Source organism: Clostridium tunisiense TJ (assembly GCF_000300195.1).
Taxonomy (GTDB): Bacteria; Bacillota; Clostridia; order Clostridiales; family Clostridiaceae; genus Clostridium_J; species Clostridium_J tunisiense.
Map to the genome: position 1 here is coordinate 86,304 of NZ_AMQH01000004.1, position 25,300 is coordinate 111,603.

The 25,300-nt window shown below is 31.5% G+C and carries 24 protein-coding genes; 20 read left to right on the forward strand and 4 right to left on the reverse strand.

The window, feature by feature from the left end; translation table 11 throughout:
• Nucleotides 1-25 precede the first annotated feature (25 nt).
• The gene (locus C661_RS0103115; RefSeq protein WP_017413837.1) at nt 26-787 is read left to right on the forward strand and encodes a CPBP family intramembrane glutamic endopeptidase; all 762 of its coding nucleotides are present in this window, start codon (nt 26-28) and stop codon (nt 785-787) included.
• 57 nt (nt 788-844) lie between these two features.
• Here C661_RS0103115 and C661_RS0103120 read toward each other — a convergent pair whose 3' ends face one another.
• Nucleotides 845-2,299 carry a UDP-N-acetylmuramoyl-L-alanyl-D-glutamate--2,6-diaminopimelate ligase gene (locus C661_RS0103120; protein WP_017413838.1) on the reverse strand — a complete coding sequence of 485 codons (1,455 nt, stop codon included), beginning with the start codon at nt 2,297-2,299 and terminating at the stop codon, nt 845-847.
• Between the two features lie 754 nt (nt 2,300-3,053).
• On the opposite strand from C661_RS0103120, the gene C661_RS21205 reads away from it, so the two are divergent.
• The 15 genes from C661_RS21205 to C661_RS0103200 all read left to right on the forward strand — a co-directional run bounded on the left by C661_RS21205 (nt 3,054) and on the right by C661_RS0103200 (nt 19,387).
• On the forward strand, nt 3,054-3,887 hold the full coding sequence (locus C661_RS21205; protein ID WP_017413839.1) for a M15 family metallopeptidase: 834 nt from the start codon (nt 3,054-3,056) through the stop codon (nt 3,885-3,887).
• Between the two features lie 261 nt (nt 3,888-4,148).
• Entirely contained in the window at nt 4,149-4,637 is a 489-nt protein-coding gene (locus tag C661_RS0103130) for a DUF4342 domain-containing protein (protein WP_017413840.1), read from the forward strand.
• 203 nt (nt 4,638-4,840) lie between these two features.
• Entirely contained in the window at nt 4,841-5,554 is a 714-nt protein-coding gene (locus tag C661_RS0103135; protein WP_017413841.1) for a GNAT family N-acetyltransferase, read from the forward strand.
• Nucleotides 5,555-5,841: 287 nt separating this feature from the next.
• Nucleotides 5,842-7,182, forward strand: coding sequence for a M20/M25/M40 family metallo-hydrolase (locus tag C661_RS0103140; RefSeq protein WP_017413842.1), 1,341 nt, complete (start codon nt 5,842-5,844; stop codon nt 7,180-7,182).
• A 490-nt stretch (nt 7,183-7,672) separates the two neighbouring features.
• Nucleotides 7,673-9,010, forward strand: a complete 1,338-nt coding sequence (locus C661_RS0103145) for a M20/M25/M40 family metallo-hydrolase (protein ID WP_017413843.1) — start codon at nt 7,673-7,675, stop codon at nt 9,008-9,010.
• Between the two features lie 228 nt (nt 9,011-9,238).
• Nucleotides 9,239-9,727: a DUF4342 domain-containing protein gene (locus C661_RS0103150; protein WP_017413844.1), complete on the forward strand. Its 489-nt coding sequence runs from the start codon at nt 9,239-9,241 to the stop codon at nt 9,725-9,727.
• 219 nt (nt 9,728-9,946) lie between these two features.
• Nucleotides 9,947-10,636 (forward strand): response regulator transcription factor, encoded by a 690-nt coding sequence (locus C661_RS0103155; RefSeq protein WP_017413845.1) that lies wholly within the window; start codon nt 9,947-9,949, stop codon nt 10,634-10,636.
• Complete coding sequence (locus tag C661_RS0103160) at nt 10,623-11,870, forward strand: sensor histidine kinase (RefSeq protein ID WP_017413846.1); 1,248 nt, start codon at nt 10,623-10,625, stop codon at nt 11,868-11,870. Before C661_RS0103155 ends, C661_RS0103160 begins: the two co-directional genes overlap by 14 nt.
• Nucleotides 11,871-12,463: 593 nt before the next feature.
• Entirely contained in the window at nt 12,464-14,050 is a 1,587-nt protein-coding gene (locus C661_RS0103170) for an ABC transporter substrate-binding protein (RefSeq protein WP_017413848.1), read from the forward strand.
• A gap of 167 nt (nt 14,051-14,217) precedes the next feature.
• Nucleotides 14,218-15,162 (forward strand): ABC transporter permease, encoded by a 945-nt coding sequence (locus tag C661_RS0103175; protein ID WP_017413849.1) that lies wholly within the window; start codon nt 14,218-14,220, stop codon nt 15,160-15,162.
• 15 nt (nt 15,163-15,177) lie between these two features.
• Nucleotides 15,178-16,023: an ABC transporter permease gene (locus C661_RS0103180; protein ID WP_017413850.1), complete on the forward strand. Its 846-nt coding sequence runs from the start codon at nt 15,178-15,180 to the stop codon at nt 16,021-16,023.
• 89 nt (nt 16,024-16,112) lie between these two features.
• The gene (locus C661_RS0103185) at nt 16,113-17,105 is read left to right on the forward strand and encodes an ABC transporter ATP-binding protein (RefSeq protein WP_017413851.1); all 993 of its coding nucleotides are present in this window, start codon (nt 16,113-16,115) and stop codon (nt 17,103-17,105) included.
• Nucleotides 17,106-17,118: 13 nt separating this feature from the next.
• Entirely contained in the window at nt 17,119-18,093 is a 975-nt protein-coding gene (locus C661_RS0103190; protein ID WP_017413852.1) for an ABC transporter ATP-binding protein, read from the forward strand.
• Between the two features lie 99 nt (nt 18,094-18,192).
• Entirely contained in the window at nt 18,193-18,396 is a 204-nt protein-coding gene (locus tag C661_RS0103195) for a heavy-metal-associated domain-containing protein (RefSeq protein ID WP_017413853.1), read from the forward strand.
• Nucleotides 18,397-18,775: 379 nt separating this feature from the next.
• Nucleotides 18,776-19,387, forward strand: coding sequence for a glycerol-3-phosphate acyltransferase (locus C661_RS0103200; RefSeq protein WP_017413854.1), 612 nt, complete (start codon nt 18,776-18,778; stop codon nt 19,385-19,387).
• Between the two features lie 263 nt (nt 19,388-19,650).
• Here the strand turns inward: C661_RS0103200 and C661_RS0103205 are convergent, their stop codons facing one another.
• Entirely contained in the window at nt 19,651-19,986 is a 336-nt protein-coding gene (locus C661_RS0103205) for a DUF2085 domain-containing protein (RefSeq protein WP_017413855.1), read from the reverse strand.
• A 30-nt stretch (nt 19,987-20,016) separates the two neighbouring features.
• Nucleotides 20,017-20,397: a zinc-ribbon domain-containing protein gene (locus C661_RS21210; RefSeq protein WP_017413856.1), complete on the reverse strand. Its 381-nt coding sequence runs from the start codon at nt 20,395-20,397 to the stop codon at nt 20,017-20,019.
• 546 nt (nt 20,398-20,943) lie between these two features.
• On the opposite strand from C661_RS21210, the gene C661_RS0103215 reads away from it, so the two are divergent.
• Nucleotides 20,944-21,972, forward strand: coding sequence for a DUF362 domain-containing protein (locus C661_RS0103215; protein ID WP_017413857.1), 1,029 nt, complete (start codon nt 20,944-20,946; stop codon nt 21,970-21,972).
• A gap of 266 nt (nt 21,973-22,238) precedes the next feature.
• Here C661_RS0103215 and C661_RS24380 read toward each other — a convergent pair whose 3' ends face one another.
• On the reverse strand, nt 22,239-22,364 hold the full coding sequence (locus tag C661_RS24380) for a hypothetical protein (protein ID WP_017413858.1): 126 nt from the start codon (nt 22,362-22,364) through the stop codon (nt 22,239-22,241).
• A 300-nt stretch (nt 22,365-22,664) separates the two neighbouring features.
• Here C661_RS24380 and C661_RS0103225 point away from each other — a divergent pair, with 300 nt between their 5' ends.
• The 3 genes from C661_RS0103225 to C661_RS0103235 all read left to right on the forward strand — a co-directional run bounded on the left by C661_RS0103225 (nt 22,665) and on the right by C661_RS0103235 (nt 25,298).
• A complete protein-coding gene (locus C661_RS0103225; RefSeq protein WP_017413859.1) occupies nt 22,665-23,108 on the forward strand; it encodes a MarR family winged helix-turn-helix transcriptional regulator in 444 nt (147 codons plus the stop codon).
• Between the two features lie 193 nt (nt 23,109-23,301).
• The gene (locus tag C661_RS0103230) at nt 23,302-24,603 is read left to right on the forward strand and encodes an efflux RND transporter periplasmic adaptor subunit (RefSeq protein WP_017413860.1); all 1,302 of its coding nucleotides are present in this window, start codon (nt 23,302-23,304) and stop codon (nt 24,601-24,603) included.
• Between the two features lie 2 nt (nt 24,604-24,605).
• Entirely contained in the window at nt 24,606-25,298 is a 693-nt protein-coding gene (locus C661_RS0103235) for an ABC transporter ATP-binding protein (RefSeq protein ID WP_017413861.1), read from the forward strand.
• Nucleotides 25,299-25,300 lie beyond the last annotated feature (2 nt).

The window sequence follows — 25,300 nt, forward strand, 5'->3', positions numbered from 1 at the left end:
TAAGGGGATTTAGGGGGGGATTTGTATGGCAGCTGATGGTATAGCAAATGCCATTGTCAATTTCATAATTTTTGGCATTGTTTTAGCTATAAGAAAAGCTATAAGTGGTGAAGGATTAAGCTCCTTTCTTATTCATTTTGATAAGAGGGGTATAAAGTTATTTTTAGAGGGATTAATTTTAGGTATTGTACTTGCTGCAATGTACCCGGTTTTAGTTATTATATTTGGATATGGTGAAGTAACTTTTAATGCAGCTAAACTAGGAAGAACAATTGTTATAGCAATACCAGCGGCAATTGGCTTCCTAGCAGTAGCCTTATTAGAAGAAGCTGTATTTAGAGGATATATATTTTTAAAGTTAGAAAAGAAATATTCATTAACTATTGCTTTAATAATTTCTTCAGTGATATTTGGAGGATTACATTTTGGAACATACTCAGGTAGTGAGGGATTTTGGGTAGGGCTTATTAATGCAGGAATAATAGGAGTCTTACTTTGCTTAGTTGTTTATAAGAGTAATTCTTTGATGCTAGCTATAGGTTATCACTTAACCTGGAACTTAACTCAGGAGATAATAATGAGCAAAGGGGAAACGGCAATAGGGTTAATGGTAAAAGGAAGTGTGGGATCAGGCTCGGGGGGCATGTTCGAAACAGAAATCTTAACTACAGGAATTTTGCTTATAATGGCTATGTACATCTTTGTAAGATTTAGGAGAACTGGTAAGAATAGAAGGATGAGTTTAAATAATGAAGCGAATACAAATACAGGTTATATAGATAAGTAAAGCCTAGAATATAAGTTAATGAGAATTAAAGGAAGCAAATGTTGCTTCCTTTAGTATTTATCTGTTGAAATATTCTATAAGAACTTCTTTATCATCAAAATGTATAATAGTGTCTCCAAGGATTTGATAGGTTTCATGGCCTTTTCCCGCGATGATTACTACATCCCCTGAACTAGCCTTACCTAAGGCAGTAAATATAGCCTCTTTTCTATCTTCTATTTTCAAGTAATCACAAGTTGTTTTTAAAGTGCCATGTTCAATTTCATTAATAATTGTCAATGGATCTTCTTTTCTAGGATTATCTGAAGTTATCACAACAAAATCAGAAAGGTTTCCAGCTATTTCTCCCATTATAGGACGTTTTGTTTTGTCTCTATTACCACCACAACCAAATACTGTGATTATTTTCCCTTTAGAAATTTCTCTCATAGCTCTTATTATATTTTCAAGGCTATCAGGAGAGTGAGCATAGTCAACCACAGCTAATATACCTTTATCATTTGGTACTTTTTCTATTCTTCCAGGAACCCCTGTAATACTTTTCAAACCATGAATTATTGTATCAAGATCTAAGCCAGCTAGATAGCATATTCCAATAGTTGCTAGAGCGTTGTACACACTAAACTTACCAGGTATATTAAATCTAACCCTCTTTACGTTATCTTTAAAGGTCAAAGTGAATTCTACAAAATTTAGATCATAAATTATATCAGAAGCTTTGAAGTCTGCGGCCTCTTCTATACCATAGGTGTAAACTTCACCAGTTGATATTTCTTTTATTTCTTTAGCAACTGATTCATCATTATTAATTAAAGCCCTTTTACACATCTTAAAGAGTTTAAGCTTTGCATTTTTATAATTTTCCATGGTGCCATGTTCTTCAAGATGATCTTGGGTAAGGTTTGTAAAAGCTCCAATATGAAATTCACATTGATGCACTCTCTCCTTATCAAGGGCTGAAGAGGTAACCTCCATAACCACATGTGAAGCCCCAACCTCTGCTATTTCTTTAAAGGACTTTTGTAGTTCAATGGAGTCAGGAGTAGTGGGGTTCAGTTTTTCAGTTTTGAGAACCTTGCCACCAACTGTATTTTCAATTGTTCCTATTATTCCTGTTAATTTACCAGCACTTTCTAAAACCTTTGAAACGAAATAAGTAACTGAAGTTTTTCCGTTAGTGCCAGTTACACCAATAAGATTAAACTTTTTGGAGGGTTCACCGAAGTAAATGCTTGCAATACTAGCCATCGCTTTTTTAGAGTTAGGAACTTTAATAACTGTAATATCTTCAGGAATATTTTCTATATCATGCTCAACAACTAATGCAGTAGTCCCTTTTTCTATTGCTAAAGCTGCAAATTCATGTCTATCAACATTTTTATTTTTAACACATATAAATAAGGAATTTGAATCTACTCTTCTAGAATCCCAACCTATGCTTTGAATTTCTATATTGTCATTGCCTTGAACAACCTCATAAGTTAAGTTTTTTAATAACTCGTTTAGTTTCATATCTTTACCTCCAGAATTTTAATAATTTCAGAAATATATAATAAAGTTAGTTCCATTTATAGGAAACAAAAGTCAAAGTTTATTAGATTACACCTGGGGACTTAGTTTCCATAAGTTTTTTAGGTAAACAAATTAGAAATTCAACCTAAAAAACAGATTAAATTTAAGGAACCTCAATAAATTTTAGGGACTTCAATAAGGTATCTGAAAATAAATAATAAGTCAAAGATGTGAAGAATATTTTGAGTTAGACAAGGAACTAGGTTCCGCAGATAGCAGAGCTATCTAAGGGTTCTTGTGACGCAGTATAACTCAAAATAGACAAGCATACTGACTTAATTATTTTTTGAAGATGCCCAAATGTTAATAAACAATTTGGTATAGATTTCAGTCTAATATATTATATTGATAGTGTATCCTAAATAAAGTCAGTTGATATTGCTAATAATGGTTAATATATTGCAAAAACTGCTATAATAAGCTAAACAAACAAATGAAAATAATTTAATATGGTTTATTTTATGAAAGTTTAAAGTTCAGTTTTAAATGTATATAAATAATTGAAATTATGTGTAATTGTGTTATTGCATATTAACTATAAAATATAGTATGATGTGTTACAGATGAGCAATATAATTTTAACAACACTTAATAGTAAATTAATGAATAGATAGGTGTTGTAGCCTGTTTTGGGAATAATATTTGTAATATAATTGGTATATAGGAATATGTTTTTAGAGAGGGGGATTATGCAGTGAGTGAAGAACAATTTGGTCAAGGAAAACAATTCAGTGAAAAAAATAAAAATATAGACAACATGATTAAACTTAGTTTTGTGGTTGTATTATGTAGCATAATTCTCATTGGTGGAAGAGAAACAATAAAACCAAGTAAAGGCGACAAACTTATATATAACAGTAGCCATTCTGATTCCACTATACCTGGTAGTAATAAGGATATAACAGATAGTCAAGCCTTAGTAAATGAAATTTCAGCCAAGTTAAAGGCAAAGAATAAGCAAAATCAGGAACAATGGAATTTGATGCTTGTTAATAAAAATAATGAAATACCAGATGACTTTACTGTTAATCTAGTTAAAATAGCAGGTGGACATGCTATCGATGAGCGTGTTTATGCAGATTTACAGCAAATGATGAATGATGCCAGGGCAGCTAACTTATCACCATATATTTGTGCATCTTATAGAACTCATGCAAATCAAGTGGCTCTTTATAATACTGATGTAAAAAAATATAAAAAGGAAGGTTACTCAGAAGAAGAAGCAAAGGCAAAGGCAGGTAATTGGGTAGCCGTACCAGGCACTAGTGAGCATCAGTTAGGATTAGCGGTAGATATCGTTTCCTCAAATTATCAAGAGTTAGATAAAAAACAAGAAAATACGCCTGAACAAATTTGGTTGATGGAAAATTGCTATAAATATGGTTTCATACTCAGATACCCTTCCAATAAAAGTGATATAACAGGAATTGGCTATGAGCCTTGGCACTACAGATATGTGGGGAAAGAGGCTGCAGAAGAAATTACTAAAGCTGGAATTTGTCTTGAAGAGTATCTTGAAAGAAATTAATAAAAAAGATATAGTATGTTCACGTAATTAAGTGCTTTTTAATATTATATAATAGAAAAATATTGAAAGTTGAGTTTGTTGATTTATTCAGCAAATTTTTTTTTGCAATAGTTAAAAGAAAACTAGCTTTAAGGATTAATTATAAATGAATAGTTTTCTAATCAAATTCTAATCTTTCATTAATTATACTTTAATCTTATCCCCCTATAATAAGATTATAAGGTTGAGAGAAACCAATAAAAATGTTTGGAGGAATTATAAATGACAGTAAGATTAGAAAATATTGATGAGGTAAGAAGAAGAGCTAATGTGAGTTATGAGGATGCAAAAGCAGCATTAGAGATGTGTAATGATGATTTAGTTGAGGCTCTAGTATACTTAGAAAGACAAAAGAAATTTAAGACTAATTCTTGTTGTGGAGAAGAAACTTCTTTTGGAACAAAAGTTAAAGAACTTATAAAAAAGGGAAATAACACAAAGTTTATGGTGAAAAAGAAAGAAGATGTGGTTCTTAGTATGCCTGTAACTGGAGCAACTATTATCACAGTTATTGCTCCGTATGTAACTGTGGGAGGTTTATTAGTAGCTTTCTTTACTGGACATAGAATAAAGTTTCAAGGAAAGAATGGAGATTGCACAGGAGTAAACAGTGTTTTTGACAAGGTTGCAAATACTGTTGATAATGTTAAAAAGGATTTTACCGAGGAAAAAAGTCATAGAGAAGAAACTAATCAGGAAAATAATATTTAAGGATATTTTGAAGGGATAATTTCCACATTTTTTATGGGGGGATTATCCTTCTGAGTTTTTCAATGAAATTGTTCATTATTTAATTGAAATGGCTCACATGAAAAATGTGAGCCGTTTTTATGCCTATAATTAAACTTTTGTTTTATAATTATAAGATATAAGAGCTGTTAAAAAGTAAGGAGTAATAGTAGGGGGATAAATTTATGAACAGTAAGAAAGAAATATTAGAGCATTTAAAAAAGAATCAATGTGATAATTTAAATATTATTAATTTTATAGAAAGTTATCCTATTCACCATTTTGAGAAAGTGGGAGATTCTGTTTTTATTAAAGGCACAAGTGATAGAAAATGGATTTATATTAGTAGCAAATGTAAAAAAGAGCTTCACCTAATAAAAAATAAATTAACAAAAGAAGATAAGTGTTTCGCTATAATTGAGGATTGGATGCTCCCTATTTTGACAGATGGAGCTAAAATAAAATGGAAATTATCAACTACTAGATTAGTACTGACACGGGACGCGGATTTGCCTAAATCTACATGTAAAACTGAGAATTTGACATTAGAAGATAGTAAGTTTATCTATGATAACTCTGATTACAAGGAGTTCTTGTCCACTGATTATATAAAGGAGCGCATAACAAACGGAATAAGTTCCTGTGTACGTATAAAGGGAAATCCGGTAGCTTGGGGAATGACACAGGATGATGGAGCAATAGGCTTTTTACATGTTTTGCCTGAACATAGGAAAAATGGATATGCAAAAGCAGTAACTTTAGACTTAATAAAAAAAATTAAAAATGCACAAGAAATACCTTTTGTGCACATAGAAGAAAGTAATGAAAATTCAATGAAGCTTGCTATGGGATTAGGGTTTCAGAAGGATAGGGTGGTAAATTGGTTAGAAATAGAATAGGAACTTTATATGGAAAATCAATTTGTTTACAATATGTAACATTTAGTACATATAAAGGAATACACTTAAGAAATGTAGAATATATAAAATAAACTAATGAATTCACTATAAAAGGAAAAAAACAAGGCTTAATAAATGATAGAAACAAGGAGGGATTAATGGGGCAAGTTACTAAGCGGGGAATAAATGAGTAAAATACAACTAGAGATATGTCTAAAAATTAATATATAAAATGTAGTATGTAAATAGAATAGTATAATAAAGTAATTATTTTGGGGAGGGGTAAAATGAAAAGGAGTAAAAAACTTGTTGCTATAGCATGTGCTTTATTTTTTACTTTATCATTTACAGCTTGTAAGGGGAAAGATAATAAAAACAGTTCTGAGGCTGTGGTTAATTTTGATACCATCACTTTTACTGACTTCAAAGAAAAAATCTCAGCAGAGAATATTTACAGCACAATTGAAAAGTTTTCAGCTACGGATAATGCAAGGGTTACAGGCTTCGATGGAGAAAAAAACACAGCACAGTATATAAAAAAGCAATTTCAGGAAATGGGATTTGAGGTAACGGAACAAAGCTTTCCAATAACTTCATACTTATGTAATAGTACTGAACTTAGCATTGGTGAAAATGAAAAAATTGACTCCAAGTCTTTACAGTTTACTAAAGGTACCCCTAAGGAAGGTGTCACTGCAGAACTTGTTGATGTAGGTATGGGAAGTCATGCTGATTTGGAAAATAAAGATCTTAAAGGCAAGCTTGTGCTTATGAAACGAGGGGAAGATTATTTTAAAATAAAGGTGGAAAGAGCATTTAAAAAAGGCGCTGTGGGAGCAATTTTTTATGATCCTGCAAATGAGGATTTCATATCAGCCACTTTAGGACAACTTTCCAATATGCCAGCTGTGGCTATAAGAAAACCTGAGGCTGAAAAGCTTGTGAAGCAGCTTGAGGAAGGAAATTCACTAAAAGTCACTTTAAAGGTTGATAGTGAATTTAAGGAAGCTTCCTCTACAAATATAATTGCAACTATGAAATCTAAAAAAGAAAGCAAGGGTAAACATATTGTAGTTGGGGCACATTATGATGGAGTTGACACCCCAGCAGCAAATGATAATGCCTCTGGAATAGCTACAGTACTAGAAGCAGCAAAGGTTTTATCTAAAGAAAACCTTGATTGTGATGTTAAGTTTATTGCTTTTGGAGCAGAGGAAATTGGACTCGTTGGTTCCAAGTATTATGTTGAATCTTTAAGCTCAGAGGAGAAAGATAATATTGCTGCTATGCTAAATCTTGATATGGTTGGAGTAGGGGATACATTAATGGTTCACACAATGGATGAAGGGGTTAAATCCTTACCAGCTGATTTAGCGGTAAGCTGTATGAATAAGTTCAGCTTAAAAAATGAGAGAACTGAACAACCAAACAGTGACCATTCATCTTTTCAATCTGTAGGAATACCAGCAGCATGTTTTGCCTATGGTACTGATAATAATTACCATACAGATAGGGATACTGTAGATAAAATTAAGAAGGAGAATTTGCTAAACACCTGTAACGTACTATTAAATATGTGTAAGGAAATAAGTAAAAATCCTGAAGGTTTTTCTGAAAATAATAAGTAATGTTGGATCACAGTAAAATTAGAAAATATTGATGAGGTAAGTAGAAGAGCTAATGTAAGTTATAAGGATGCAAAAACAGCACTAGAGATGAGAAACTACGATTTAGTTGAAGCTGATAATCTAAACAATTTATAAAATTAGTTTTACCCATATGCAACCCTGCATATGGGTTTTATTATGCATATGTTTAAAGATAAATTTTTAGAATTTTAGTAGATTAGAAAATTAACTCGTTTACAAAAATTAACATGGTATACAAATAAAGGTATAAGGGGGTGGAGTGTAGAATACATGTATTGAATTAGTTACAGCACACAATACAAAACTTAGTAAAATGGGGAGGAAGAAGGGGTTTTCAAGGGTGTATAGTTGCTAAGGCAAAAAAATAAGTCAATTAATTACAACTAGGAATATGGCTAGAAGTTAATATATCATGCTTATTATGTAAATGGAATAGGATAATAAAGTAATTATTTAAAGGAGGGATAAAATGAAAAAGGGTAAAAAACTTGTTGCTATAGCTTGTGCACTTCTTTATACTTTATCATTTACAGCTTGCAATGGAAATGCGGAAAGCAAGTCACAGGATGTGGTTAATGTTAGTACCATTAAGTTTACAGATTTCACAAAGAAAATATCAGTGGATAATATTTACAGCACCATCGAGAAATTTTCAGCTACAGACGATGCAAGAATTACAGGCTTTGATGGTGAGGGAACCACGGCACAGTATATAAAAAAACAATTTGAAGATTTAGGCTTTGAGGTAAAAGAACAAAGCTTTCCAGTTAATGCATACAAATGCAAGAGCACTGAACTTAGCATTGGTGACAGTGAAGACCTGAAAATTGACTCCAAGTTTTTGCAATTTACTAAAGGTACCCCAAAAGAAGGAATCACAGGAGAAATTGTCTATGCAGGCATGGGAAGCGATAATGATATGGAAAATGCCAAGGTTAAGGGCAAACTTGTACTTATGAAACGTGGAGGAGATTATTTCCGTGTTAAGGTAGAAAGAGCATTTAGAAAAGGTGCTGTGGGAGCTATATTCTATGATCCTGACAAGGATGAATTTATATCAGCTACTTTAGTAGAAGTATCAAATATACCGGCAGTGTCCATAAAAAAATCTGAGGCTGAAAAGCTTGTGAAACAGCTCGAGGAAGGAAAATCCCTGAAAGCTACGTTGAAGGTTGAGTGTGATTATAAGGAAGCTTCCTCTACAAATATAATTGCAACTATGAAATCTAAAAAAGGAAGCAATGGCAAGCATATTGTAGTTGGGGCACATTATGATGGAGTTGATACCCCAGCAGCAAATGACAATGCTTCTGGAATAGCCACAGTGATGGAAGCAGCAAAGGTTTTAGCTAAGGAAAAACTAAATTGTGATGTTAAGTTTATTGCCTTTGGAGCTGAAGAAATTGGACTAGTAGGTTCATCAAATTATGTACAAACCTTAAGCTCAGAAGAGAAGAAAAACATTGTAGCTATGATAAATCTTGATATGGTTGGAGTAGGAGATACTTTAGAAGTACACACAATGAAGAAAGAAACTAAGTCCTTACCTGCTGATTTAGCAGTAAGCTGTATGAATAAGTTCAACTACAAAAATGAGAGAACTGAACAAGAAAATAGCGATCATGTTCCTTTTGAGTCTGTAGGGATACCTACAGCATATTTTGAGTACGGTCCTGATACTAATTATCATACAGATAGGGATACTATAGATAAAATTAAGAAGGAGAATTTGCTAAACACCTGTAACGTATTATTAAATATGTGCAAGGAAATAGGCAATAATCCTGAAGGTTTTTCAAATAAGTAATAAATAAGAGGTTTTCACAACTAAATTAAAAGGTTAAAAATCCAGTAGAAAAGCTATATTTTTGCTTACTACTGGATTTAGCTTATTAAAAAGCTTTTAGTTTTTCAGCAGACTTTTAAATTTTCTAATCCAATTCTAATCTTTCATTAATTTTACCTTAATCTTGCCCCTCTATAATAAGAATATAAGGTTGAGAGAAACCAATAAAATATTAGGAGGAATAAAAAAATGACAGTAAGGTTAGAAAATATTGATGAGGTAAGAAGAAGAGCAAATGTGAGTTATGAGGATGCAAAAGCTGCATTAGAAATGTGTAATGATGATATAGTTGAAGCTTTAGTATATTTAGAAAGAGAAAAGAAATTTAAAACTAGCGCTCAATATGAAGAAAGACCATCTTTATGGGATAAATTTAAAGCTCTTGTGAAGAAGGGAAACAATACATCTTTCATAATAAGAAAGAGAGAAAATACAATTTTCAGTATGCCAGTAACAGCAGCAGTTATCATTACAATTATTGCACCATATTTAACTGTTATAGGAGTATTAAGTGCTTTCTTTACAGGTCATAGAGTTAAGTTTCAAGGTAAAAATGGAGATTGTACAGGGGTAAACAGTGTTTTTGATAAAGTAGCAAATACTGTTGACAATGTTAAAAAGGACTTTTCAGAGAATAAAGCTGCTACACCTGAAAATGGAAATGAGAATAACATCTAATTAAGTGACCTACATGGTAAATGTAGGTCATTTCCATATATCCACTACAGTAAATTTAAAGTATAATTATTAGTGTAAGTTTTTGTGTTCAATGTATTATAAATAAAAATGAAAATAACATTATATATTGTGGTTTAAGCTATAGATTATTGGTAATAGTTAGTTTTGTAGCAGAACCAGAATAAAAATTTATTATAAAACTGTAGTGGAGGATTTAACATGGCAGGGCAAAGAATTTTAATTGTAGAGGATGAAGTTAAAATTGCTCGTTTTGTAGAGCTAGAACTTAAATATGAGGGGTACTTGGTGGAACAAGCTCATGATGGTAGAGAAGGGCTAGAAAAAGCTCTTTCAGGAGGCTTTGATTTAATTATTTTAGATATCATGCTACCTTCTTTAAATGGTATTGAGGTTTTAAGAAGACTTAGACAAAGCTCTGAAGTCCCTGTAATAATGCTTACAGCTAAGGATGATATTATGGATAAGGTTATGGGACTTGATAATGGAGCGGATGATTATGTAACAAAGCCCTTTGCTATCGAAGAGCTTCTTGCTAGAATTAGAGTAGCTTTAAAGAGAAAGAAAGTAGAAGAAGCCGCTTCATCAGTTTTAAAGTTGGAAAATCTTTCTATTGATTTAGAAAAGCATACGGCCTCTTACAATAAGGATTTAATAGATTTAACTAAAAGAGAATTTGACCTATTAGTGTATCTTTTAAAGAACAAAAATATCGCACTTTCAAGGGATAAGATTCTTGAAGCTGTATGGGAGTTTGATTACTTTGGAGATACTAATGTGGTAGATGTATATATTAGATATTTAAGAAGTAAAATTGACGATAAATATAATAGAAAGTTTATTCACACCATTAGAGGGGTGGGATATATGTTAAAGTATGAAGAAAGATAATGAATTAAAAATCTTAATAAAAGAAGCAGTTTTAGGTGTTTTTAAAATTCTTATGAGTTTAATTGGACTTCTTCCAAAGCTATTTGTAAAGGGTCTTCAATATATAAATGACAGACTCCGTTTTTCTATAAGCTTTAAAATCACTACTTTTTATGTTTTCATTTTTTCTACTTTATTAATTCTTTCAAATGCCATGGTGGTAGGTGGATTTTTATATTTTATTCAGCAACATGCAACAAACATAGCTGCTGATGGAAGTAAGGTTTATATCAGCTTTATACAAAATACTGTAGAGGTAAGTCCGTATATTGGTATTATTCTTGCCATTACTATAATATCAGATGTTGTTTTGCTGTTAATATTAATACCAATTGGGGGTAGGGTTAGTAAAAAGTTGCTACTTCCAGTAAAAAAAATGAATGAAACCATTGAGAATATATCTGCACAAGATTTAAATACTAGGCTCAATGTTAGTGGATCAAAGGATGAATTAAAGGATTTAGCTAAAACCTTTAATGATATGTTAGACAGACTTCAAAGAACCTATGAAGCTCAAAATCAGTTTGTATCTGATGCTTCTCATGAGTTGAGAACACCCATTGCCGTAATTCAAGGATATGCAAATCTATTAGATAGATGGGGAAAAGAAGATAAAGAAGTTCTAGATGAAGCCATCGTTGCTATAAAATCTGAAGCTGAGGCTATGAAAACCTTGGTTGAACAATTATTATTTTTAGCTAGAAGTGATAAGCATACCCAAAAGGTTGAAATGGTAGACTTTAAGGTAAATGAACTAATAGGAGAAGTAGTTAAAGAAACAAAATTAATTGCTCCTAAGCATAAGATTTTAAATATACATAACGAAGAAATAATTATAAATGGTGATAGAAGTCTTTTAAAAGAAGCTTTAAGGGTTTTTATAGATAATAGTATAAAGTATACGGAAGAGCAGGGAGTTATAAAAATAAATTCCTATGTTAAGGGAAAAAAACTAGTATTAGAAGTAGAAGACACAGGTGCTGGTATATCCAAGGAGGATTTACCCTTTGTCTTTGATAGATTTTATAGAGCTGATAAATCAAGGACTAAGGAAAGTGGAGGAACAGGTCTTGGATTATCTATAGCTAAGTGGATAATTATAAAGCACAAGGGGCAAATTGAAGTTCATAGCAAGGTTGGACATGGAACTAAAATAACAATCCTATTACCTTTGAAGGAAGATAATTCACAGTAAATAGTGGCATAGCTTTAAAGTTTGTTGCAATTTATTTATGGTAAACTAAAATAATATATTGAAAAGTATAAGCTACTAACAAGGAAAAATTGTTGGTAGCTCTATTTTTTATGCTTACTTTTATTAAGCTTTGAAAAAGTGAGTATGAATTCTTGCCATATAGAGAAAATTGTGAAGTAACATATCTATAATAGCCAATCGAAGATAGACTATTTTTAAATATTCCATAAGAATTTGGTTTGCATGTTAATGAAAGGTTATTAAAGTTTACAGATTGTAAATATATATGGATTGAATATTTTAATAAGGTGTAAGTTGAGTATTTATATTTTAAATAGCTAGAAGAATATAATGTTATAAACATTTGTAATCGTATACTTATGTTAATAATTTAAAATTAAGTACAAACCGAGATGGAGCAACAGGTTTATCAAATTTGTTTTTGCTTATTTATAATTTGTTTAAAAATTCTATCGAAAAAATGAATAGGGTTTAGAGGAAAGATTGAAAAATGCAATTTCACATAAATTTTCTACTATGCTAACATTACAAATTGTTGAGATAAATCTAAGGATTTATAAGGAGGAATTGAAATGAAATTTAAAAGATTGCTATCTACACTTGTTGTGACTAGTATGCTATTTGCTGTTGGATGTGGAAGCAAGGCAGAAAGTCAAGGAACAAATACAGCTACTGAAAAACAAGTTGGAGGCTCAATTGCTATTGTAGTGGGTGGAGACCCAAATAGTTTAAACCCTTTGTTCTCTAGTGACAGAGTTTCAATGACAGTTAATAATACTCTATTTGCTCCACTTTATGTAGAAGAAAGTAATGGAGATTTGACTTATTTTCTTGCTGAAAGCTTAAAACCTTCAGAAGATAAGTTAACTTATAAGTTAGTTTTAAAAAACAATTTAAAATGGCATGATGGACAGCCTATTACTGCTGATGATGTTGTGTTTACAATGGAAAAGATACTAGATAAAAGTCAAAATACTTTTTTAAGAGATTTATTTGTTTATAATGACAAGGCTATTGAAGTTAAAAAAATAGATGATAAAACAGTGGAATTTAAATTACCAACAGTATCGTCTACTTTTATATCTTCTTTAACTCAAGTTTTACCGATACCAAAGCACATTTACAATGGTGAAGCAGATTTAGCTAAAAGTGCTAAAAATGCAAACCCAATTGGCTCTGGGCCATTTAAGTTTAAGGAGCATAAAAAAGGTGAGAGTATTGTTTTAGAAAGATTTGATGATTATGTTGGAGGAAAACCAAGCTTAGACTCTGTAGTATATAGAATACTAGGTGATAATAATACTGCAAATATAGCATTACAAAATGGTGAAGTAGGAGCAAAATACATAACTCCAAATGATGTTGAGAATATGAAAGCTACAGGAAATCTTCAAGTTGAAACTTACAATGAAGGTATGCTTGATAACTTAGTATTTTTACAACAGAACAATGAAGCTTTAAAGAATAAAGATGTAAGACAAGCTATTGCTTATGCTATCAACAAAGATGAACTTATAAAGGCTGCCTATAAGTCTGAAGAGTTTGCAGCTAAGGCTTATTCAGTATTTACTCCAGATACAAAATACTATAGTGAAGAAGTAAATAAATTTGATTTTAATGTAGAAAAAGCAAAAGAGCTATTAACTAAAGCTAAAGTAAAAGATTTAAAATTAAAATTAGGATATTCAAACAATAAAGGAACTTTAGAGTCAGAAGCTTTAATAATTCAACAAAATTTAAAAGAAATAGGAATAACTGTGGAACTTGTTCCAATGGAAAGAACTGCCTTTGTAGGAAAGTTATTTGATCCTAAAAATAATAAGGAATTTGACTTAGCATTAAATGGCTATGTAATGGGTGTTGAACCAGATTCTTATAAAAGTGTGTTCGTTTCTGGACAACCATATAATACAGGAGATTTTAAAAGTCCTAAAGTAGATGAGCTATTTGCAAAAGGTGCAGTAGAAACTGATCAAGCTAAGAGAGAGGCTATTTATAAAGAAATTCAACAAGTATTAGTAGATGATTTAGCAGTATATCCAATGGCTTATCCAAAATCAGTAGTGGCTATTGGAAAACAATATGGTGGAGTAAAAGATGCTAAGTTAGTTCCAATATTTATGTTTAGAGATTTATCTAAATTAAACATGCAAAAATAATTATTAGATGAACAAATATAGTTGCTAAAATTGAAAGAGTAGATGGGATTCCCCCCCTCTACTTTTTTGCATGAAGGCAATTTAAGAGTTAAAGTTTAACAACTACATAAGGTTTGAGAAATTAAACATAATCTTAGAAGTTAAATATATTTTAAGAGGTGAAGAGAATGAAAAGTAATATAAAAAAGAGGCTATTCGAAGTTATTCCTATGGTTTTATTCATATCGGTAGTTTCTTTTATATTAATGCAATTAGCACCAGGAGATCCAATTCAATCTTATATAACCCCTACAATGAGTCCAGAAGATGTGGAAAGGGTAAGGCATAACCTAGGATTAGATCAATCTATTTTTATTCAGTACATCAATTGGATTAAAAATGCGGTTAAAGGAAATTTAGGATTTTCCTTAATAAATTATCAGCCAGTAACTGAGATTATCTTAGAAAAAATACCTGCAACATTAGGACTTATGGGATCAGCTCTATTACTTTCCTTAATTCTTGCTATTCCCTTAGGTCTTATTGCTGCTTACTATAGAAATTCCATGATAGATAAAGTACTAAATGTTATGTCTTATATTGGCATATCAATCCCAAGCTTTTGGTTTGCCATTATTTTAATATATATCTTTTCTGTTAAATTTCGATTACTTCCAAGTGTAGGAATGAGAACTATAGGAGTAAATTCAACTTTAGATGTGATAAGGCATGGTATACTTCCATGTATTGTACTTAGTTTTTCTAACTTATCAGTTTACATGAGATACATTAGATCCAGTACTATAAGCCAATTGGAGGAGGATTATGTAGTAACTCAATATGCTTATGGAGCAAGCACTAAGAAGGTATTATTTAAACATGTATTTAAAAACACATTGCTTCCTGTAATTACTATATTGGGGATGTCTCTTCCGCAATTAATAAGTGGAGCATTTATTACGGAAACAGTATTTGGCTGGCCTGGTATGGGGCAATTAGGGATAAAATCTATATTTAGCTTTGATTACCCTGTTATTATGGGTATAACTATATTTTCTTCACTAATGTTGATTTTAGGAAATTTAATAGCAGATGTTTTATATGCAAAAGTTGATCCAAGGATTAAAAATTAGGATGGAGGTGAAATAATGAAGGGTAGAAAGTTGGAGAATTTAAAAATACAGCTCAGGGAAAATAAACTAGGATTAGTAGCAATTTTTATAGTTATTGTCTTTGTAGTAGCAGCTAGTCTTGCCTTTTTAGCTCCTTATGACCCTAATAAGGTTGAAGTAACTAAAGGATTATTAAAACCAAGTGGAACCCATTTTTTTGGAACTGATAATTTAGGAAGAGATTATTTTACTAGAGCACTATATGGTGGTAGGATTTCTTTAACGGTAGGATTAATGTCCATGATAATTTCTGTGGTTATTGGCACTGTTGTAGGCGCAATAAGTGGTTATTTTGGTGGGAAACTTGATAACATCATCATGAGAGTCATTGACATATTAATGTGCATTCCTACTTTCTTTCTTATTTTGATAATAAATTCTTATTTAGAACCAGGAATAAAGAATGTAATTCTTGTCATTGGTTTTTTAAGTTGGATGAGTATAGCTAGAATTGTTAGAGCGGAAACTCTTTCAGTAAAGGAGAGAGAGTATGTACTATATTCTAAGGTGTCAGGGGAAACCCCAGCGAAAATTATAATAAAGCACATAATCCCAAGTATTATTCCCACAGTAATAGTAACAGCAACTATTAATATTGCTTCTGCAATATTAATGGAATCTTCGCTTAGCTTCTTAGGCCTTGGAGTTCAGCAGCCTAATGCTTCTTGGGGGAGCATGTTAAAGGATGCACAAGGATATATTGCAAATGCAGCTTATCTTTCCATTTTTCCAGGGGTATTAATACTTTTAACAGTGCTTAGTTTTAATGTTCTAGGCGATATATTGAGATCTGCTTTTGAACCAAAGGCAAATAAGAGATAAGAGCTTAGTTATAGTATGAAATAAGTTTTCTACTTAGAAAAGGCTTTAAGAAAGTCATTGGTAGAATTTTACTAAAATGAGGTGAAGATATGTGGCAACAGATATTAGAAGTAAAGAATCTCAAAACCTCCTTTTTTACTCATAAAGGAGAAGTGGAAGCTATTAGAGGAATAGATTTTTCTATAAATAAAGGAGAAATAGTAGGACTTGTAGGTGAATCAGGTAGTGGTAAAAGTGTTACTTCAAAGTCTATTATGGGGCTAATAAGAAAACCAGGTGAGATAGTTTCAGGTGAAATAGTGTTTAATGGGGAAGATTTAATTAAAAAATCTCAAAAGGAAATGATGAAAATTAGGGGTAAGAAAATATCTATGATATTTCAAGATCCTATGACGGCCTTAAATCCAGTTTATACCATAGGGCAGCAAATAACAGAAGTTATTACAAGACATGAAGGTCTTACTAAGGAAAAAAGCAGAGAAAAAGCAATAGAAATGCTAAGAATAGTTGGAATTCCTTCTCCAGAAAAAAGGATAGATAATTATCCCCATGAGTTTAGTGGGGGCATGAGGCAAAGGGCGCTTATTGCAATGGCAATAAGTTGTGAACCAGATTTACTTATTGCGGATGAGCCCACTACTGCACTTGATGTGACTATACAAGCACAAATCCTTAAATTAATTAAGAAACTTAAGGATAAAAATGTAAACTCTTCTGTACTATTAATAACTCATGACCTAGGTGTAGTGGCTGAAACCTGTAATAAGGTTATGGTTATGTATGGGGGAATGATTATGGAAGAAGGTACAGTAAATCAGATATTTCATAATCCAAAACATCCTTATACCATAGGGCTATTAAGCTCAATACCTAAAGGAGTAGATGGAGAAAAGGAAAGATTGGTTCCCATTGAAGGCACCCCTCCAAGTTTAATAAATCCACCCAAAGGTTGCCCTTTTAAGGATAGATGCATAAAAGCTATAGATATATGTAAGGATAAATGTCCTTCTTACTTTCATATAGAAGAAGAACATAGAGCTATGTGCTGGCTATTAGGTAGTAACAAAGACTATGAAAAATAAGTAGGTGAAAAGAATGAGCGATGACACATTAATAGAAGTGAAAAATTTAAAAAAGTATTTTTCTATAGAACAAGGGATTTTTAAAAAGACAAAACAGTATGTAAAGGCTGTGGATGATGTAAGTTTTCACATAAAAAAGGGTGAAACTTTAGGATTAGTTGGTGAATCAGGTTGTGGAAAATCTACTTTAGGAAGAACACTAACAAGACTTTATGAGCCTACTGGGGGAGAAATAATTTTTAGTGGTAACGAAATAGGATCAATGAAGGAAAGGGAGTTAAAAGAATTTAGAAAAAGAATGCAGGTTATATTCCAAGATCCTTACGCATCACTAAATCCTAATATGACTGTAAAACAAATTATTTCAGAACCAATGGACATTCACAATATATATAAATCTAAGGAAAAAGAAGAAATGGTATATGAACTTTTAGAAAAGGTTGGATTAAATAAGGACTTTGCAAATAGATATCCTCATGAATTTAGTGGAGGACAAAGACAACGTCTTGGAATTGCTAGAGCACTATCGGTAAAACCAGAGTTTATCTTTTGCGATGAACCAATATCTGCCTTAGATGTTTCTGTACAAGCCCAAGTAATAAATTTATTAGAAGATTTACAAAGTGACCTTGGGATAACTTACTTATTCATTGCCCATGACCTTTCCATGGTTAGACACATATCTAATAGAATTGGAGTTATGTATTTAGGGAAATTAGTGGAAATTGGTGAAGCAGAAGAAGTTTATAAAAATCCCATACACCCATATACTAAGGCATTGCTTTCTTCTATTCCTATACCAGACCCAGATTTATCCTTAAAAACTGAAAGGGAAATTTTAATAGGAGATGTGCCAAGTCCGTTGAATCCACCTTCTGGTTGCAGATTCAGGACAAGATGTAAGTACGCAACAAAGAGATGTAAAGAAGAAGAACCCATAATGAGACCTATGGGAAATGGTCATAGTGTAGCTTGTCATGTAGTGTAATTTTCATGGATAAAAATACTTCTCAAAATTCATACTATAACTGATGAAAATATTATGTTTAAAAAGCTATAAAAGTTATTGTATGGAAGGAGATTTACTATGGAAAACGCGCATTATAATGTTTCAGGTATGGCAAACTCACAAAGCAAAACGCAACTTCACAATGCATTAGAAAAAATGCAGGGAGTTCAACAAATTGCTATAGACCTTTCTAGAGGAACTGTTGAGGTTGAATATAACTCACCAGCAAGTTCAGAGCAAATAAAGGCTTGCATTGAGAATACAGGCTATTCTGTGGAATAATGTTTTATAATCAATTAGAACCATACGGCAACAATAAAAGGCTGTATGGTTTTTCATTTATAATAAGGTATTTATTAAAGAAAATAATCCGTGATATAATTAGATGCAGAAAAGATACTAGATTCATAGAATATACTATGTATTATATAGGCTTTCTTAGTGAAAATTTATCTTTAAAGGCTTTATGAGAACCAAGATAAGTTCTAGGTATAATTCAAGTCTTTACTTGGGTTTATCTATATTAAAATAAAACAAATTATTTTTGCTATATAAATTGGGTTTTCAAGCTATAAATATTAAGGTTAATGTTTTATACTTCAGTTTTCTCTGATATGTTAGAATCAAATTTTGCTTTAAAAGTTTATAATGGAGGGCTAATATGGTTATTTATGATATTCTCATTTCACTTTTAATTGGGTATTGCTTTGGATTAGTGCATCCTGCTTACATTTTAGGAAAAGCTATAAAAGGAATAGATATAAGAAATGGTGGCTCTAATAATTCAGGAGCTTCAAATGCCACAGTAGTTCTTGGATGGAAATATGGAGTTATTACAGCACTTATTGATATACTTAAGGGGACTTTAGCTATACTAGTAGGAAGGTATATTTTACATTATAATATAATACTTCTATATATTATTGGTTTTGGAGTAATAATAGGACATGATTTTCCCTTTTACATGAACTTCAAAGGTGGAAAGGGGACAGCATCAGTTATTGGAGTGTTTTTAGGGATTAATCCAATAATTGGACTTTTAATGGGAATTACTATAATCTTAATTACAGTAATTACAGATTATATAGTCATTGGAACAATAGCTATCCATATTGTAGCAGTTATTCTTACATTTATAAATTATCCAATGGTATGCACCATGCTTGTTTTCTTACTTACCTTGCTCACCATAAGCAAACATTGGAGTAATATGATAAAGATAAAAAATAAAACTGAAATTGGATTAAGATCAACTTTAAAGAAGAAAAGATAAAATTTAATATAGGCTTCCGAAGTAAAAATGTATTTTTTCATCACCAAGGCCTTAAGAAAATCAAGGTAGGGGTAAGGCATAAGCTAAGCCTTAAAGTTGGTTTCCTATAAAAAGAACTATTTCTTCATTTAAATTATGAAGAAATAGTTCTTCTATCATTGCATAACTAAGAAACTAGCCATTTAAATATCTTAAACAGTCCTTTTGAGTCTAATATAAAATAGTCATATGGCTCAAGTTCCCATTAGCATTTCAAAAGTATTTTAAGAACTAATTAACCGCTTTACAGCTTTCCCATGGGAATATCCAAGGGTGGCAATAGATCTTACAAGTAGAATAGTAGCCATACCTGCAAAAATTCCAGTTAAAAATCTTCTTGGGTTATTACTAATCCATTTGCCTTTATATTGACCTACTCCATCAATTAATAAAGGAATAAAAAACATAAGTACCATAAAGATATTACTTGAAAAGCCTATAATTAGCCATAATAATCCTAAAAAGTAGCCTATTAGAATGCCAGTACAACGGGCACAAATAGGAAATTGTTTTCCCTTTATAAAAAAAGATCTTTCAGGTAATCTATGACAAAAAAACATGTAGTGTAAAAGCTTATCCATCATAGCGTTTTAATAGTATATATCAGATGAAAATGAAAATGCTATGACTAAGAATATTATATATATTGCTACATACGCAACAATTCCACCAATCATCCAATAACATATGCGTTTTGAGCTGTTTGGTTTTTCATCTCTCCATAAAAAATAAAGAATAAATCCAACAATAGGAAAACAGCAAGAAACTACACCAGCAAAATTAGATGGGTTATCCTTAGGATTCATAGGTTGAGAGTTAAAATTAGTGCTATTAAAATTTGAATAGTTTGTTGACTCTGCAAATTGATTTGGCTGATTAAAACTGGTAGCTTCACTATGAAGGTTATTCCCACAGTTGCTACAGAATTTAGCATCATCATTTTGTTGAGATCTACATTTTGAACAATGCATATTAAAAATACACCTCCCCATTATAATTATCGGTCTATTTAATTATATATTTATAAACTTTATATAATTACTTAATATAAGTTGAAAATTTGTTACTATACCATGATATCAAAAACTATACTAGGTTGAACAGAATGTATGTGCAAATTTTCAGTTTTAATTATATTTTTTATCTAAATATATACAATAATGACGAAAGGGTTAAATAAAATTAAGTAGGATAGTATTTTGTGAAAGTCCACCTATAGATATTGGTATTATTAAATTACTTGAGATATAATAATAATTAATACTTGTAATAATTACTTACATAAAGCTTTAAGCTATTAATCTTTATAAGCATCAAGGATCTGAAGTATAAGTTAAATACTTAGGTGATATTCAAAGAGAGCTTGAAAACCTGGATAAAGTAGTGAATATCCATGGTTATTATAATTTGAAGAGCATTTTAAAAACTAAGAATAGATTGCATTTTGAGCTGATTAATTAGATATAAATCAGGTCAATATTTAAAATATATAAGTCTACATAAAGGGAGTTGTTAATTTGAGTAAAGTATATTTTATTAAAAATTCAGAGTCTGATTATAATAAGCTTGGAAAAGAGGCTTTGGAGCTATTGAAAAAGGTAGTATTAGATACTGGACATAAGTTTGAAAAAGAAGTACCTATAAAGGTTCATTTTGGAGAGAAAGGAAACAAAACCTTTATCCCTGCAAAATGCTATGACGAAACCATAAATTATTTAAAGGAAAATGGAGTAGCTCCAGCTTATATCGAAACTAATGTGTTATATAGAGGATCAAGAACTACTACAGAGCTTCATCTTGAAACAGCAAAGGAGCATGGCTTCACACAAATTCCAATTATAATAGCAGATGGAGATATTGGAACAGAGTATGATGAAGTAGAAATAAATAAAGAGTATATAAATAAATGTAAAATAGGTAAAGGATATGGAAAGTACAAACAATTTATTGTTATGAGCCATTTCAAAGGACACGCAGAAGCAGGATTTGGAGGCGCACTGAAGCAGCTTGCTATGGGCTTTGCAGCTAGAGGCGGAAAGCTAGAGCAACATTCAGGTATATCACCTCAGGTAGATGCTGAAAGATGCATAACTTGTGGTATTTGTGTGAATAAGTGTAACTTTAATGCCATTGAAACTTCTGATGTTGCCGTAATTGATGAAAATAAGTGCATTGGTTGTGCAGGATGTATTGCGGTTTGTCCGCAAGGAGCAATTGAAAACACTTGGGGAGGTTCTCATTTTTTTGAAAAGCTTTCAGAGTATGCTTACGGAGCAGCAAAAGATAAGGATATCATATACATTACTTTTGTTCACAATATTACCAAGGAGTGCGATTGTGCTGGTACAGCAATGAAACCAATTGCTGCAAACATTGGTATTCTTGCTGGAAAAGATCCTGTTGCCTTAGATGCAGCATGTTTAGACTTAATACAGAAAAATAGTGGGCAAAAGCTTTTTGAAAAAGGCAGAGCTTCCCTTAATCATGCAGAAAAAATTGGATTGGGAACAAGGGAGTATGAGCTCGTTGAAATCAATAACATATAGTTGGAACAATTAAAGTTTTAATATAAAAATAATCCTTTTGTGTGATTATTTTAAATAGGTTTCTGCTGGGAAAGGCCTAAGTACTAAGTAACAGTAACTTCTTAATCCTAATAGTATAAGGATTTAAGCTACAATGAAAATTCCATAGTAAATAATTGACGTCTGAAGCTTTCATATGCCCCCTGTGAAGTACACAGGGGGCAGTTCATTTTACAGACGTTAAATTTTTATCCATTTATAGGTGTATAATGTGATAATTTAAAGAGCTAATCCGATTTTTTTGCCATATTGTAAGGTTCTCCTACCTCTTCTATACACAGTTTTTCTATTATTTTATCAATTATAGCAACACAAGCTTTATCTATAGCAACTGGATTAGTAAAAGCAAACACTTCTATAGCATCAATAAATTTTAATTGTAGAGATAAACTAATAATAATTATTGACTAATACAAATAAACATTTATAATAGAAAATATATGTATAGAAAATATTCGTATGCGAAATATTATTATAGAAAATACTTTTGCTGAATATTTTTATAGAGAACTAAAATTGACACTAAATTTATATGTAAAGTTTACCCTAGTTCCCTTAAGGCTTTTAAAGAGGTATATAATAAAATCTAGCATATAAGCTTATGGTATATGACTAGTTAGCGAATTTTACAATAAGGTAGGAGGAGTTATAGGATGAAGGAAAGCAACGGACAAGCTGTTTCCAAGCTTCTAAGAGATATAAATTCATTAATTCAAGATAATTTTAAAGAACATTTTTGTGAGCTAGGACTGACCCCACCACAAATTATGGTTGCAGGGGTACTATGCAATAAAAAGTCCATGAAGATTAGCGAGATAAGTGAAAAGATAAATTTATCTAACAGTACAGTATCTGGTATAGTTGATAGATTAGAGAAAGTAGATGTAGTACGAAGAGTTCGAGATGCAAAGGATAGAAGAGTAGTAAGAGTGGAGCTTACTGATGAATTTGAAAATATAAATGTAGGGTTTCATGATAAAATAAAAAGTTATTTTGAAGAACTTTTAAGTAACTGTAATAAGGAAGAGTGTAGAAAAATAATAGACGGATTAGAAATGCTAAAGGAAGTACTTGAAGGAAAAAGTACAAATAATTAGGTTGTATGAAACATGGTAAAACAAGTGTTATAAAGTGATTTAACCTAAAGTTTAATTTAATACCATGCTTTGAAGTAATCCTATAAAAAAATATTAGGAAATTGATTTTAGTTAAGTCAAGTATCATAAGCAATTAAGTTATCTAGAAATTAGTTGGCTGCATGCCAATAAATTAAGTGAGGGGAATTTGAAAATGAAGAGAAAAGGTTTAGTAATAACGGCAGTTATAATATTGCTTGCTGTAATATTTGGAGGAGTAGCTTTTAAGGCAAAAGGAAATAAAGGAAAAGAAGTTACCCTACATAAGATTCAAAAGGGAGAGTTAAACTCTTACCTAGCTACCTCTGGTACAGTGAAGTCTAAAAATGTTAAAGAATACTTTGGAAGTGGGCTTAAAATTAATAAAGTAAACGTAAAAGTTGGAGATGCTGTTAAAAAGGGTGATGCTCTTATAACTTACGATACATCTGATTTAAATGTTCAGCTTAAACAGGCAGAAATCCAGCATAACAACGCAGTGTTACAAAAGCAGGATATAGTTAATCAAAAAAATAATTTAGAAGGAAAAGTTGCAGAACTAAACAAGTTAATTAAACAACTCGAAAATAGCACTAATAATCAAACCAACAATAGTACTGCACAGTTAGAAGATATAATTAAGGAGCTGCAAAATAATCCTCAGCTTCAAACTAACATTGAAGATTTAAATAAGGTAATTGGCACACTACAAAATAATGCTACTCCCCAGAATAATGTTGAGCAATTAAAAGCTACAAGAGATCAATTAAAAGCACAAATTCCATCTTCTGAAAAGTTAAAGCAGTTAGATAATTCAGTAGCTCTAGCTAAGACTTCATTAGAGGCAGTTCAAAGTAAATTTAATGCAGTGAAAGATGGAATAGTGGCGGACTTTGATGGTGTAATTACTTCTTTAAGTGGAACAGTAGGTGCAATGTCAACTCCAAATATGGCAGTAATAACTCTTCAAGATTTAAATAGCCTTAAATTAACAATTTCACTAAATAAGTTTGATACAGAAAAAGTTAAGGTAGGACAAAATGCTGAAATAAAAAATAATAATAAAGCGTACAGTGGTCAAGTGGCTTTTATTAGCCCATCAGCAAGTAAGCAGGGCAATGCAGCAATGGCTGCAGTAGGTGGAAGCAGTGAAGGAAATTTAAGTGCAGACATTGATGTGCTAGAACCTGCACAAGAATTAAAAGTAGACTTTCAGGCAGATGTAAATATCTTAACGGGAACTGTGACAGATGCACTAAAAGTTCCAATTGAAGCACTGGTTACTGAAAAGGATGGAAAGAATTTTGTATTTGTAGTTGAAGGTGGTTTAGCAAAGAAGAAGGAAGTAAAGGTTGGACTTCAATCAGATACAGAAATACAAATAGTTGAAGGCTTAGGAGAAAATGAAGCTATAATTTTAAATACCACAGACTTAAAAGATGGAGATAAGGTTATAGAAAGCCAGAAGGAGGAATAGTTATGGTTGAAGTTAAAGACCTGGTAAAGATATATTCCACTGGTGAACTAAAGTTTACAGCCTTAAGAAGTGTTAGCCTTAAAATTGAACAAGGAGAATTTACTTCCATTATGGGGCCCTCTGGATCAGGAAAATCTACTCTTATGAATATTTTAGGGTGCCTAGATAAATTAGACGGTGGAAAGTATTTGTTAAACAACAAGGATATCTCTCAGATGAAGGATGATGAACTTGCACGTATAAGAAATAAGGAAATTGGTTTTGTTTTTCAAGCTTTTAATCTTCTACCAAGAATGACTATTCTTGAAAATGTAGAACTTCCAATGACTTATGCAGGAATATCGCCAAAGGAAAGAAGAGAAAAGGCACTTCTTGCTTTAAAGAGAGTTGGCCTTGAAGATAGAGTCAAACATAAACCAAATGAAATCTCAGGGGGGCAAAAACAAAGGGTTGCCATTGCTAGAGCCATAGTAAATAATCCTTCTGTTATTATGGCAGATGAACCAACAGGAAACTTAGACTCTAAATCTACTGAAGAGATTTTAAGGATATTCCAAGGATTAAATAATGAGGGAGCTACTATTATTATGGTTACCCATGAACCAGATGTAGCTCAATATACAAAGCGAATTGTACGTTTTCGTGATGGAGAAATAGTTTCAGATGAAAATGTGAAAAATAGAATTTTATTGTAGGA

Bases quoted from the DNA above. Each gene is read 5' to 3' on its own strand.
- C661_RS0103115 (WP_017413837.1), top strand. From the start codon at position 26: ATGGCAGCTGATGGTATAGCAAATGCCATTGTCAATTTCATAATTTTT.
- C661_RS0103120 (WP_017413838.1), bottom strand. From the start codon at position 2,299: ATGAAACTAAACGAGTTATTAAAAAACTTAACTTATGAGGTTGTTCAA.
- C661_RS0103130 (WP_017413840.1), top strand. From the start codon at position 4,149: ATGACAGTAAGATTAGAAAATATTGATGAGGTAAGAAGAAGAGCTAAT.
- C661_RS0103135 (WP_017413841.1), top strand. From the start codon at position 4,841: ATGAACAGTAAGAAAGAAATATTAGAGCATTTAAAAAAGAATCAATGT.
- C661_RS0103140 (WP_017413842.1), top strand. From the start codon at position 5,842: ATGAAAAGGAGTAAAAAACTTGTTGCTATAGCATGTGCTTTATTTTTT.
- C661_RS0103145 (WP_017413843.1), top strand. From the start codon at position 7,673: ATGAAAAAGGGTAAAAAACTTGTTGCTATAGCTTGTGCACTTCTTTAT.
- C661_RS0103150 (WP_017413844.1), top strand. From the start codon at position 9,239: ATGACAGTAAGGTTAGAAAATATTGATGAGGTAAGAAGAAGAGCAAAT.
- C661_RS0103155 (WP_017413845.1), top strand. From the start codon at position 9,947: ATGGCAGGGCAAAGAATTTTAATTGTAGAGGATGAAGTTAAAATTGCT.
- C661_RS0103160 (WP_017413846.1), top strand. From the start codon at position 10,623: ATGAAGAAAGATAATGAATTAAAAATCTTAATAAAAGAAGCAGTTTTA.
- C661_RS0103170 (WP_017413848.1), top strand. From the start codon at position 12,464: ATGAAATTTAAAAGATTGCTATCTACACTTGTTGTGACTAGTATGCTA.
- C661_RS0103175 (WP_017413849.1), top strand. From the start codon at position 14,218: ATGAAAAGTAATATAAAAAAGAGGCTATTCGAAGTTATTCCTATGGTT.
- C661_RS0103180 (WP_017413850.1), top strand. From the start codon at position 15,178: ATGAAGGGTAGAAAGTTGGAGAATTTAAAAATACAGCTCAGGGAAAAT.
- C661_RS0103185 (WP_017413851.1), top strand. From the start codon at position 16,113: ATGTGGCAACAGATATTAGAAGTAAAGAATCTCAAAACCTCCTTTTTT.
- C661_RS0103190 (WP_017413852.1), top strand. From the start codon at position 17,119: ATGAGCGATGACACATTAATAGAAGTGAAAAATTTAAAAAAGTATTTT.
- C661_RS0103195 (WP_017413853.1), top strand. From the start codon at position 18,193: ATGGAAAACGCGCATTATAATGTTTCAGGTATGGCAAACTCACAAAGC.
- C661_RS0103200 (WP_017413854.1), top strand. From the start codon at position 18,776: ATGGTTATTTATGATATTCTCATTTCACTTTTAATTGGGTATTGCTTT.
- C661_RS0103205 (WP_017413855.1), bottom strand. From the start codon at position 19,986: ATGTTTTTTTGTCATAGATTACCTGAAAGATCTTTTTTTATAAAGGGA.
- C661_RS21210 (WP_017413856.1), bottom strand. From the start codon at position 20,397: ATGCATTGTTCAAAATGTAGATCTCAACAAAATGATGATGCTAAATTC.
- C661_RS0103225 (WP_017413859.1), top strand. From the start codon at position 22,665: ATGAAGGAAAGCAACGGACAAGCTGTTTCCAAGCTTCTAAGAGATATA.
- C661_RS0103230 (WP_017413860.1), top strand. From the start codon at position 23,302: ATGAAGAGAAAAGGTTTAGTAATAACGGCAGTTATAATATTGCTTGCT.
- C661_RS0103235 (WP_017413861.1), top strand. From the start codon at position 24,606: ATGGTTGAAGTTAAAGACCTGGTAAAGATATATTCCACTGGTGAACTA.